At 40.9% G+C, this 11799-nt stretch carries 10 protein-coding genes; 5 read left to right on the forward strand and 5 right to left on the reverse strand.

Features of this window, described 5'->3' with window-relative positions; translation table 11 throughout:
- The first annotated feature begins 202 nt into the window (after positions 1-202).
- Positions 203-1081 (forward strand): glycine--tRNA ligase subunit alpha, encoded by an 879-nt coding sequence (gene glyQ, locus H6G28_RS25445; protein ID WP_190594209.1) that lies wholly within the window; start codon positions 203-205, stop codon positions 1079-1081.
- A 319-nt stretch (positions 1082-1400) separates the two neighbouring features.
- Here glyQ and H6G28_RS25450 read toward each other — a convergent pair whose 3' ends face one another.
- The 5 genes from H6G28_RS25450 to H6G28_RS25470 all read right to left on the reverse strand — a co-directional run bounded on the left by H6G28_RS25450 (position 1401) and on the right by H6G28_RS25470 (position 6687).
- Entirely contained in the window at positions 1401-2192 is a 792-nt protein-coding gene (locus tag H6G28_RS25450) for an ABC transporter ATP-binding protein (RefSeq protein WP_190675203.1), read from the reverse strand.
- 13 nt (positions 2193-2205) lie between these two features.
- The gene (locus H6G28_RS25455) at positions 2206-3138 is read right to left on the reverse strand and encodes a branched-chain amino acid ABC transporter permease (RefSeq protein ID WP_190675205.1); all 933 of its coding nucleotides are present in this window, start codon (positions 3136-3138) and stop codon (positions 2206-2208) included.
- A 23-nt stretch (positions 3139-3161) separates the two neighbouring features.
- Positions 3162-4112 (reverse strand): branched-chain amino acid ABC transporter permease, encoded by a 951-nt coding sequence (locus H6G28_RS25460; protein ID WP_190675206.1) that lies wholly within the window; start codon positions 4110-4112, stop codon positions 3162-3164.
- A gap of 7 nt (positions 4113-4119) precedes the next feature.
- Positions 4120-5337 (reverse strand): ABC transporter substrate-binding protein, encoded by a 1218-nt coding sequence (locus H6G28_RS25465; protein ID WP_190675208.1) that lies wholly within the window; start codon positions 5335-5337, stop codon positions 4120-4122.
- Positions 5338-5535: 198 nt separating this feature from the next.
- Entirely contained in the window at positions 5536-6687 is a 1152-nt protein-coding gene (locus H6G28_RS25470) for a slr1591 family oxidoreductase (protein ID WP_190675326.1), read from the reverse strand.
- Positions 6688-6756: 69 nt separating this feature from the next.
- Between H6G28_RS25470 and H6G28_RS25475 the strand changes: the two genes are divergently transcribed.
- From H6G28_RS25475 to H6G28_RS25490, 4 genes are all read left to right on the forward strand, one after another.
- Positions 6757-7266: a GNAT family N-acetyltransferase gene (locus H6G28_RS25475; RefSeq protein WP_190594214.1), complete on the forward strand. Its 510-nt coding sequence runs from the start codon at positions 6757-6759 to the stop codon at positions 7264-7266.
- Positions 7267-7737: 471 nt separating this feature from the next.
- Positions 7738-9597: an NAD(P)H-quinone oxidoreductase subunit F gene (locus H6G28_RS25480; RefSeq protein ID WP_190594215.1), complete on the forward strand. Its 1860-nt coding sequence runs from the start codon at positions 7738-7740 to the stop codon at positions 9595-9597.
- A gap of 50 nt (positions 9598-9647) precedes the next feature.
- On the forward strand, positions 9648-11150 hold the full coding sequence (locus H6G28_RS25485) for an NADH-quinone oxidoreductase subunit M (RefSeq protein ID WP_190675210.1): 1503 nt from the start codon (positions 9648-9650) through the stop codon (positions 11148-11150).
- 33 nt (positions 11151-11183) lie between these two features.
- Positions 11184-11783, forward strand: a complete 600-nt coding sequence (locus H6G28_RS25490; RefSeq protein ID WP_190675212.1) for a CDP-alcohol phosphatidyltransferase family protein — start codon at positions 11184-11186, stop codon at positions 11781-11783.
- The last annotated feature ends 16 nt before the right edge of the window (positions 11784-11799 follow it).

Genomic DNA, 11799 nt, shown 5'->3' on the forward strand with positions numbered 1-11799 from the left:
ATCTTTTCATGGTTCGGTTCCCTTCGAGCGAGCTTCGCTTTGCAGCGCCCCCTCTCTCAGGCACTTATCCAATATAACTAACCTTCCCCTCACTGTCAACCTCTTCTCTAAAAAAATTTTTCTCTCTCCTTGGAACTCTCTACTCATAGGCTTTCTAGTCCACAATAGTGAATGCACTGTACAGAGAAAGGAAGGGTAGAGCGTGAATTTTCAGTCAGTAATAGCTACACTACATCAATTTTGGAGCGATCGCGGTTGCTTGATCGCCCAGCCTTATGACATCGAGAAGGGTGCTGGTACTAAGAATCCCCATACATTTTTAAGGGCGTTGGGGCCAGAACCTTGGGCTGTGGCTTATATTGAACCATGTCGCCGCCCCACAGATGGTCGTTACGGCGAAAACCCTAACCGTTTCCAACATTATTATCAGTACCAAGTTTTAATTAAGCCTTCACCAGATAACATTCAAGAGATTTATCTTGATTCTTTGAGGGCTTTGGGTATTCGCCCTGAAGATCATGATGTTCGGTTTGTGGAAGACAATTGGGAAGATGCAACGGTAGGTGCTTGGGGAACTGGCTGGGAAGTCTGGTTAGATGGAATGGAAATTACTCAATTTACCTACTTCCAACAGTGCGGCGGTATAGACTGTAAGCCTGTATCAATTGAAATTACTTATGGATTAGAGCGGTTAGCGATGTATCTCCAGCAAGTGGAAGCAATTGTCAAGCTTCAATGGACAGATGACATTACTTATGGGGATGTTTTCTTGCAAAATGAGATTGAGCAGAGTACTTACAACTTTGAAGCATCAAATCCTGAGATGCTGCTCACACTGTTTAATTTGTATGAGCAGGAAGCTAATCAGTTAACAGAACGTGGGTTAGTCTTACCAAGCTTGGATTATGTGATGAAGTGTTCGCATACTTTCAATTTGCTGGATGCGAGAGGAGTAATTTCGGTAACGGAAAGAACTCGCTATATTGCGAGGATTCGTCATTTGGCGCGAAAAGTCGCACAACTATATGTAGAACAGCGAGAAAATCTGGGTTATCCTTTGTTGAAGAAAACCGCAGTGTGAGTTATTCCAACTGCAAAACTATATCAGGACTTACGCAAAATCATGAAAAAACGAACCGCAAAGAGCGCAAAGGACACGAAGTTAAGAGGATTTGAGAGGGTTATTGCGTAAGTCCTATATATATAGGAATCCGGTTTGATTTCTGAATTTATTTGTGTAGGTAGGGAATAGGAAATGGGGAGTCGGGAGTAGGAAAGAAGCCTGATCTGAGTGTACTGATTTTTTCAGAAATCAAATATGAGTCCTATATATTTAGTTTTTGGCAAATCTTAGTCACCTCAATTCAAGTAACTGAGTTGGGTGGCTATGCCAACTAATGTTATTCATTTCCTAAATAAGCCTCGATGACTGCTGGATTATTTCTGACTACAGCCGGTTCACCCAAAGCAATTAATTGACCAAAATCTAATACAGCAATCCGATCGCACAAACCCATGACTAATGGTACGTGGTGTTCAATCAGAATGATCGTTAAGTTGAAGCGATCGCGGATATTGCGGATAAATTCGCTCAGTTGCTGTTTTTCACTGGGGTTCATCCCGGCTGCTGGTTCGTCTAAAAGCAAGATTTGTGGTTCTAAGGCTAAAGCACGGGCAATTTCTAAACGACGTTGATCACCATAAGGGAAATTTTTAGCTTTTTCTGCTGTGCGATCGCTCAACCCAACTAATTCTAATAATTCTAAAGCTTTTTGCTTACTTTGATTTTCTTCAGTAGGAGCGGGTGGTAGTCCCAAAACTCCTCTAATCATATTACTTTTAGTATGTAAATGTCGGGCAATGATAACATTTTCTAAGGCTGATAATTCGCCAAATAAGCGAATATTCTGAAAGGTTCTCGCAATACCTAAAGCTGCAATTTGATGGGGTCGCAGTTGAGCAATTTCTTGACCTTGATAAATCAATCCACCCTCAGAAGGTGGAATCAGGGCTGTAATTAAATTAAATAAAGTTGTTTTTCCTGCACCATTAGGGCCAATTAAGCCAAAAATTTCATGTTGATTAACTTTAAAAGAGACATTATTTACTGCAATTAAACCACCAAAGCGGCGCGTGAGTGAGTTTACTTCTAATATACATTTACTGTTATCTGAGGAATTAATTTCAGACATATTTATATTTAAATTATTTTTTTACTTTACCCATTTTAAAAATATCGGGTGTGACTAAACCTTGAGGAAAAAAGATAGTACCTATGACTATGAGTAAACCAAAAATAATTAATCTACCATCTCGGAGGAATTGGGCTAACCAACTTAACCAACCAGGAAAAATACCTGAGTCGGCGATACCGCGTAAAACTTCTGGTAGGGCTGTAAATACCATACCACCTACAACTGAACCTAAAAAAGTTCTGGAACCACCAATTAAGACAAAAGTTAAATAAATAATACTGGCATCAAAAGTACCTTGACGCGCATTCCAAGTGTTGAGAAAATGGGCGCTAATTGCGCCTACAATACCAGCTAGAATTGCCCCCAAAGTAAAGGCTAAGACTTTGTAATAAGTTGGGTTAATTCCCATTGCACCGGCGGCCAATTCATCTTCGCGGATGGCTGTAAATGCTCTACCAACTCTGACTCTTTCTAAGCGATAAAACAATACCATACTAATCAAGAGCAATGGTAACGCAATCCAGAGGTATTCGATTTGTGTTTGGAAGGGTTGGGGTATACCAAAAATCCCGACAGCACCGCCTGTAATTTCTAAATTTAACGATAGAACTCGCAGAACTTCAACAAAAGCAATGGTGGCGATCGCTAGATAAATTCCCCGTAACCTTAATGCTGGAATACCTACTAGTAAACCTAGTATCCCGGACACCAAGCCAGCGATTAACATTTCCAATAAAAGTAAATGTAGGGGAAATAAATTACTACTGGATGTAAATACTTTTGTGGATAAAATCGCTGCAATATATCCACCTAAAGCATAAAATCCTGGACTGGCTAAAGATAATTGTCCAGTCATTAAAGGTAGGTACAAAGAAAGTCCTAATAATGCTCCTAGCACCATTGAGACAATTAGTGAACCATAAGTTGAAAAAAATTCAGCCATAAATTGTCAGAATGCAGAATTTATTAGACTTTCTGAACGAACCGCCGACCAAGTAAACCTTGAGGTCTAACTAATAGCATGATAAACAATATGCCAAATGCTACAGCATCTTTGTAACCAGAGTATTCGGCGGGGACAAAAGCTTCTACTAAGCCGATGAGTAATCCTCCTAAAACTGCACCAGGAATACTACCCAAACCACCCAATACTATCACGGCTAAACCCCGCAAACCAAAGGCGATCCCAAAGTATGGCCCTGCAATACTCACGCTGGATGCTACCAATGTTCCGGCTAATCCGGCTAAGAAACTGCTGATGAAAAATGTCAAAACAATAAAGCGATCGCTGTTAATTCCTAGTAAACTAGCTGTAGTTGCATCTTCGGCGATCGCTTGCATAGCCTTACCATATTTAGTTCGATTAATAAAATAGGTAAGAATTGCCACAATTACCATTGACACCACAAAAATTAATATCTGCACAGTGCGAATGGGAATTGGTTTTTCGACAGTGCCGAAGTTAATTGCAGGTGGTAAATTACCAAAAGTATTAGCGGGATATGTATAACTTTCTGCACCTACTAAATACTGAATTAAGTTAACAATTACGACTGCAACACCTAAACTAGAAACAACTGTTAATAAAGGGTCAGATCCTTGGCGGCGTAAAGGTAAAAAAGCAACACGTTCCATTACAACTCCTACCAAGCCGGCTAGGCTACTGCCAATAGTTAAGGATATGGCAAATGGTAATTGTACAGGTAGGGTCAGATTCGCCAGCAAGCCGTTAAACCCAAAAGTTCCACCCATGAGTGCGTAGGTGAAATACGCGCCAAGGGTAAAAATTGCACCATGAGCTAAATTAATGATGCCTAAAATCGAATAAACCAGGGTATATCCTAAAGCAAAAATCGCGTAGACACTGCCGATAGATAACCCATTTAACAATTGCTGAAAAAACAGACTAATATCCATTTAGCTACTATTTCAAAAATGTAAACTTACCTTTACTACCATCTGCTTCCATTTTGATTTGAGCTACGTAAAAATCTTTTTGTACTATTTCTCCTATGGGTGTAAAAGCAATTTCTCCGAGGGGTGTATTGTATTTACCAGTCAGTAGCTGTTTGTTCAATTCAGTCCGCAATGCTGGTAATTCTAACTTATTAACTTTACTTTTTTGATCTAAAGATTTTAGGGCTTCTACATATACCTGAACTGCGGCAAATGCTTGGGCGCTAAATTGTGGTGGTTCTTTTTTAAATTGGTCTAGATATGCTTGACGAAATTTAGTATTAATTTCGCCAGGATGTTCTGGACTGTATGCTTGAGCAATTAATACACCATCACAAAGTGCCTTACAAACTGGAAATATATTAGATGTATTCAGACCATTACCACCAACAATTAAGCCTTTATAACCTAATTCTCGCAGTTGTCTAACTAAGTTACCACCATCAGCAGCTAACCCAGAAATAATTACTAAGTCTGGTTTGAGGTTAATTGCATTGGTGGCTTGACTTTGGAAATCTGTATCGCTAGTTTGGAATTTTTGGACTGTAACTAGTTCTAAATTCTGTTCTTTAACTGTTTGCTGAAAAATTTCGGTTTCTGATTTGCTAAATGCGTCATTTTGCGCGAAGAAAACAGCAACTTTTTTAATGTTAGGATTTAGCTTGAGCGCAGCTTTAATTGAGTTTGGTGCTACTACAGAAACTGGTGCCGAAACACGCGCAATATAATCACCTATTTCTGGAATACCCTTAGCTGTATTTGAGGGTGCAAGTACAGGAATTTTAGCCCGTTCAGCAATGGGATTAGCACTAAAGGCTTGTTGTGATAAAGTCGGGCCGACAATCCCCACAACTTTATCTTTATTAATTAATGCTTGAAAGGCGTTAATTGTACCAGCTTCATCGCCAGCAGTATCTTGAAAGACTAATTTAATAGGTGTACCATTAATTCCACCCTGATCGTTAAAATATTTTTCGGCAATTTTCGCGCCAGCAACTTGTTCTTGTCCAAGTAAAGCAACATTACTGGTTTGGGCTACAGCAATCCCTATAGGAATAACTGTTGATGTTTGTGGAGTTGCATTATTATTTGCCGGATTTGTGCTAATGGTAGAGCTACTACAGGCAGTGAAAAATAAAGCAAAAATGGGTAGTAATGCTGTGGTACGAATAAAGGCAGTGTTCATTAGTCAATAGTTATACAGTTATGAGAAATGTCAAAAACTTAATTATTAAATCATTTTCATTTGACCATGCAAATGTAACTGGTCAAAGTGTTAATCAATACATTTTTTAAGAATGCAGATATAAAAAGCAGATGAATTTGCTAACTGTTGGGGTCAACGAGAAAGTTATAGTTCATAATATCTTACTCTGTGTTGCGCTTACACACTCAAAATTTGCATAAAGCGGCGGTCAATCCAATCTTTCCAGCACCATAGTAAAGGTTGGGGTGGTAAGGTGAATGCGCCTTTGGTCGCGATCGCTCTTTTGTCGCCTGTCCCAATTAAACTTAAGTATTGTTGCTGTGGGATGTAAGCTTTGGGCGGTTTGCCTAAAATCATTCGTTGCAAGTTTTCAAATAACGGCTTACCTTGACGCACTGCAAATACACCAGCTTTGGGACGTGGATGATTTACCATTGTGGCAATATCACCAGCAGCAAATACCTGCGGATGGGTTTGAGATTGCAAGGTGTCGTTAACTAAAATAAAGCCTTGTGAATCAGTTCCGAGTCCGGTAGTTTTTAACCAGTCTGCTGCTGCGGCTTGTGTTACCCAAAAAACTTTGTCACACTCTACCACTAGCCGCGATTCAGATTTGACTGCTAATAATTCTTGATTTATCTGTGTAATCTGAGAAACAGACTCGCCTAGATGCAGCTTAATACCTCGACGAGTTAAAACTTGTTTTACTTGACGCTGCACTGAGTGATGATTATGCGGCAAAATTTTCTGATGGCGATGAAATAAATGAACTTCCAGATTTTGAACTGGTTGCTGGTTCGCAATCAAGATTTGCTGTAAATGTGCTTGCATTGCGAGTGCTAATTCTACGCCACCCACACCACCACCGACAATTGCTATTTTGAGTTGCTGCTGAGGATTTTCGTGAACGTTTTGCAGTAGTTTATACCAACAGTCTAGGAGTTTGGCTACTGGTTTAGCTGCAATAGCGTATTCGGCTGCACCTGGTACAGAGATTGTCGCGGGGGTGCTGCCAATATCAATAGACAGTACATCAAAATTTACCGGCGGACGATTAGCACAAATTACTTGACGATTTTCTAAATCTAAACCAATGGCTCGGTCTATATATAAATGTGTATGGGCAAAGTCAGCTAATCTTGACAAATTAATGTGGCACTCATCGTAACTATATAATCCAGCAATGTGTCCGGGTAACATTCCTGAATAAGGTGTGTCTAATGCTGGGGTAATTAAAGTTAAACGTACTCCTGGTAGTGGTTTCATCCCAAACATTTTGAGGGCGATCGCATGACTATGACCACCACCAACTAGTACTAAATCAGGCATAGAATTCTTTCGATGAACACTGTATGATTTTTGAATATTTTCTACAATATCCTTTCCGACACGGTAGCGATGACTATCCGCCATGCGACTGAAGCTGATTTACCTGCGATCGTAGCTATTTATAATGCGGCAATTCCTAGCCGTCTCGCTACTGCTGATTTAGAACCTGTATCTGTGGAAAGTCGCCGCACTTGGTTTCATGGGCGATCGCCTCATTTTCGCCCTTTGTGGGTAATTGAACAAGAAGGCAAAATTGCTGGCTGGCTGAGTTTCCAATCATTTTACGGTCGCCCAGCGTATCAAGCTACTGCCGAAATTAGTATTTATATCGCCCCAACTTTTCATCATTGCGGTTTGGGACGACGACTGTTAAGCCTTGCAATTTCCGAAAGCCCCAATTTAGGTTTAAAAACGCTCTTAGGCTTTATCTTCGCCCATAATCACCCCAGCCTCAAGCTGTTTGAAACACTAGGTTTTCAACGTTGGGGATATTTACCGCAAGTAGCAGAACTAGATGGGGTCGAACGGGACTTAATTATTATGGGTTTGCGAATTGGGGAAAAGAAGTCTGAAGTGTGAAAAGTAGGTGAAAAAGTTGTTTATATTTGTATTTTTTTATACACAAACTAGTTTTATCCCAGGAAATGAGTAATAATTACTATAGGACTCATATTTGATTTCTGAAAAAAATCAGTACAGCCAGATCAGCCGTCTTCCCTACTCCCTACTCCCCATTCCCTACTCCCAGCTTACACAACTAGATTCAGGAATCAAACCGTATTCCTATATATTGGTTTATGTATAGAAAACCATAGACATAAATTAATAGTTATCATCTATTAATTCAATCCATAGATATATAAGAATTAATTAGAGTAATTATCGCTGATTTATCTAATCAACTAATTCCCTTTTGCCTCAGATAACGGTAAGCTTAATCTAACAAAATTAAGCAAATATAAACTTGCGTTTTTGAATAGTGCATAGTGGCGGGATCAAAGCAATTTGGTGCCAAAACACTAATTTCTGTTTAAATCTAGGGGTATTTTCATGGCTCAGTTTCTACTAGAGACTGTTTGGCTAGTTCCTTTATATGCCTTAATTGGTGGGCTTTTAGCCGTACCTTGGTCGCCGGGGATCATCCGCAAAACTGGGCCAAGGCCAGCAGGTTATGTAAATTTAGTAATGACATTTTTGGCGTTTGTCCATAGTGCGATCGCCTTACAAGCAACTTGGAATCATCCACCCCAAGAAGTATTTATTCATTGGCTATCAACAGCAGGTTTAGATTTGACCATTGCTGTTGAACTTTCGTCAATTAGTGTGGGCGCGTTAGTAGTAATCAGTGGTTTAAATTTGTTAGCACAGATTTACGCTATTGGTTACATGGAAATGGATTGGGGTTGGGGACGCTTCTATTCTTTATTAGGACTATTTGAAGCGGGATTGTGCGCCCTTGCCTTATGTAATAACTTGTTCTTTAGTTATGTAATCCTCGAAGTCCTCACCTTGGGAACCTACTTGTTAGTAGGTTTATGGTTTAGTCAACCCTTGGTGGTAACAGGTGCGAGAGACGCTTTCTTAACCAAACGGGTAGGAGACTTGTTTCTGCTGATTGGGGTTTTAGGTTTATGGCCTCTGGCGGGAACTTGGGATTACAACGAACTGGCTGTATGGGCGAAAACTGCGGAAGTTGACCCGACAGTAATTAGTTTAGTGGGTTTAGCCTTAATTGCCGGGCCGATGGGTAAATGCGCCCAATTCCCCCTGCACTTGTGGTTAGATGAAGCGATGGAAGGCCCTGTTCCCAGTACAATTTTGCGGAACTCGGTAGTTGTAGCCAGTGGTGCATGGGTACTGATTAAACTGCAACCCGTGTTAACTTTATCACCCCTAGTTTCTACTGTGATGGTAGCGATTGGGGCAGTAACAGCTATTGGTGCTTCGTTAATTGCGATCGCACAAATTGACGTGAAACGCTGCCAATCTTATTCTGTGAGTGCTTACATGGGCTTAGTGTTCATCGCTGTAGGCACACAGCAAGATGATGCTGCACTGTTATTAGTACTTACCCATGCCTTATCTGCTGCCTTGTTAGTAATGAGTACTGGCGGCGTGATTTGGAATAGCATCAGCCAGGATGTCACCCAACTAGGTGGTTTATGGTCACGTCGTCCCATCTCTGGTTTAGCGTTTATTATCGGCACATTAGGATTAATTGGGTTTCCACCCCTTGGTAGTTTCTGGGCATTGATGAAATTAGCCGATGGGTTATGGGAAACTCAACCTTGGCTAGTTGGGATAGTTATAGCAGTTAACGCATTGACAGCCGTTAGTTTAGCTAGAGAATTTGGCTTGATTTTTGGTGGTAAACCTAAGCAAATGAGTGAGCGATCGCCAGAAGTTCACTGGCCGATGGTATTGCCAATGGTGATTTTATTCGGATTTGTCCTCCATTTACCTTTAGTGTTGCAAAGCTTATCACTTTTACCCGACTGGGCAAGCCTCAATAAAGATGTTGCACTCCTACTAATTTGGTCGAGTATTTTTGGTTGTAGCGTCGGTGGCGTAATTTATCTTGGCAACATTCCCAAACCAGTCCGCCTACCTTGGAAAGGTTTGCAAGACTTGTTGGCTTACGACTTTTACACCCCCAAACTCTACCGCCTAACCATCATTTTCAGCGTTGCCCAATTGGCAAAATTTGCTGATATGGTTGACCGCTTCGTAGTAGATGGCATTGTTAACTTTGTTGGGTTGTTCTCCCTCCTCGGTGGCGAAGGCTTGAAATATAGCACCTCTGGACAAACCCAAACTTACGCCTTCACAGTCCTTTTAGGCGTTGGTCTTTTAGGCGCTTGGGTGACATGGCCATACTGGGGCGTACAGTTTCTAGAGTTAATGTTTTAACTGGTTAATCATCTGCGTTCATCTGCGTTCATCGGCGGTTAAAAACTCCCATGCTAAGTGTTTTAATTTGGGCACCAATTATCGCTTCCGTAATTATTGGGTTTTGGCCTAACAATGCCATCCAACCAAATCGCTTGCGCTTGGTATCCCTCACCTTATCCGGTTTAATTCTGCTGTGGAATTTGTTCATCCTGTTTAAATTTGATTTAACTACTCCAGGAATGCAGTTTCAAGAATATCTACCTTGGAACGAAACCCTTGGTTTAAGTTATCAATTAGGGGTGGATGGGCTATCAATATTAATGTTGATTTTGAATAGCCTCCTGACTTGGATTGCTATTTACAGCAGCAGCAAAGATACAGAAAGACCCCGCCTATTTTACTCAATGATTTTGTTAGTAAGTGGCGGCGTTGCTGGTGCTTTTTTGGCAGAAAACTTACTGTTGTTTTTCCTGTTCTACGAATTAGAATTAATTCCCTTTTATTTATTAATTTCAATTTGGGGCGGTGAAAAACGGGCTTACGCTGGCATTAAATTTTTAATTTACACTGCGGTTTCCGGCGCATTAATTTTAGCCACCTTCTTAGGTATGGTGTGGCTGACAGGTTCCACAAGCTTTGCCTTTGATGCTGTCTCCACTCAAACCCTCTCTGCTGGACTGCAACTGCTGTTACTAGCAGGAATCATCATTGGTTTTGGCATCAAAATTCCTCTAGTTCCCTTCCACACTTGGCTACCTGATGCTTATGTGGAAGCTTCCGCACCCATCGCCATTTTGTTAGGTGGTGTATTGGCAAAGTTGGGAACATACGGTTTATTGCGGTTTGGCATGGGGATGTTCCCCAACGCTTGGAGTACTGTTGCCCCAACCTTGGCAATTTGGGGGGCAATTAGCGCGATATATGGGGCAGTAGTAGCGATCGCCCAAAAAGATATCAAGCGAATGGTAGCATACAGTTCTATCGGTCACATGGGCTATGTATTGCTTGCCAGTGCTGCTAGTACCTCCCTCGCCTTAGTTGGTGCAGTTTCCCAAATGTTTAGCCACGGCATCATCCTCGCCATTCTCTTCCATTTGGTAGGAGTCGTGGAAGCCAAAGCCGGCACACGCGAGTTAGACAAACTCAACGGTTTAATGAGTCCAATTCGTGGCATACCTTTAATTAGTGCCTTACTTGTATTAAGTGGCATGGCTAGTGCTGGTATTCCCGGTTTAACAGGATTTATCGCTGAATTTATCGTCTTTCAGGGCAGTTTCTCTGTTTTCCCCATTCCGACAATATTATGCGTTGTCGCCAGTGGTTTAACGGCGGTATATTTCGTCATCCTGCTGAACCGCACCTGTTTTGGTAGACTCGACAATGATTTAGCCTACTATCCCAAAGTTTTGTGGTCTGAGAAAGTACCAGCCTTAATTTTGGCAGTCCTCATCATCTTTTTAGGAGTCCAACCTACTTGGTTAGTGCGTTGGAGTGAAACCACAACCACAGCAATGGTAGCAGCAATTACCCCTGCGGAAAAAACCGTAATTTCTCAGGTTGCGTTGAAGTAAAAAGAGAATTACGCAACCGATACAGGAGAAAATATGAATCTCACCTTAATTCCCAGTGGTCTTGTAATGTTCCGCTTTTTAATAGCACCCTTCCTCCTGTGGGATGCTTGGGATGGTGATACGAGTATTTGGTTTTTAGTAGGTTTTACTGCTGCTTTTCTTTCCGACATTTTTGATGGCATTATTGCCCGGCGACTTGGTGTTAGCAATGCCAAATTGCGACAAGCTGATAGCTGGGCTGATACCTGCCTTTTTAGTTGTATCTTTTTAAGTGCTTGGCTGGGATACCAAGATATTTTGATAGCTTATTACCTTCCTTTATTGATGGTGATTTTTGCTCAAATTGTGTGGTGGATAGTGAACTTAATTAAATATGGTAAACCCGCCAGCTATCACACTTACTCAGCTAAGTTTTGGGGAATTACATTATTTATTGCCATTGTGGCATTGTTTGGATTTAACTACGCTGGCATAACTTTATGGCTAACTTGTATTGCCGGAACTATTTACAGCATCGAAGAAATTGCGATGACGTTAATATTGCCAGTTTGGACGTATGATGTTTTGAGTATTTTTCATGCTTTAAAAATACGTCAGCAGCAATTACAAACAACCGATATTTCTACTGTCTAAAAATACATTTAATATC

The sequence above is a fragment of the Nostoc sp. FACHB-190 genome, from assembly GCF_014696905.1.
Taxonomy (GTDB): Bacteria; Cyanobacteriota; Cyanobacteriia; order Cyanobacteriales; family Nostocaceae; genus Nostoc_B.

Excerpts from the sequence above, each read along its gene's own strand:
- H6G28_RS25450 (WP_190675203.1), bottom strand. The coding sequence starts at position 2,192 with ATGTCTGAAATTAATTCCTCAGATAACAGTAAATGTATATTAGAAGTA.
- H6G28_RS25455 (WP_190675205.1), bottom strand. The coding sequence starts at position 3,138 with ATGGCTGAATTTTTTTCAACTTATGGTTCACTAATTGTCTCAATGGTG.
- H6G28_RS25460 (WP_190675206.1), bottom strand. The coding sequence starts at position 4,112 with ATGGATATTAGTCTGTTTTTTCAGCAATTGTTAAATGGGTTATCTATC.
- H6G28_RS25465 (WP_190675208.1), bottom strand. The coding sequence starts at position 5,337 with ATGAACACTGCCTTTATTCGTACCACAGCATTACTACCCATTTTTGCT.
- H6G28_RS25470 (WP_190675326.1), bottom strand. The coding sequence starts at position 6,687 with ATGCCTGATTTAGTACTAGTTGGTGGTGGTCATAGTCATGCGATCGCC.
- H6G28_RS25475 (WP_190594214.1), top strand. The coding sequence starts at position 6,757 with ATGACTATCCGCCATGCGACTGAAGCTGATTTACCTGCGATCGTAGCT.
- H6G28_RS25480 (WP_190594215.1), top strand. The coding sequence starts at position 7,738 with ATGGCTCAGTTTCTACTAGAGACTGTTTGGCTAGTTCCTTTATATGCC.
- H6G28_RS25485 (WP_190675210.1), top strand. The coding sequence starts at position 9,648 with ATGCTAAGTGTTTTAATTTGGGCACCAATTATCGCTTCCGTAATTATT.
- H6G28_RS25490 (WP_190675212.1), top strand. The coding sequence starts at position 11,184 with ATGAATCTCACCTTAATTCCCAGTGGTCTTGTAATGTTCCGCTTTTTA.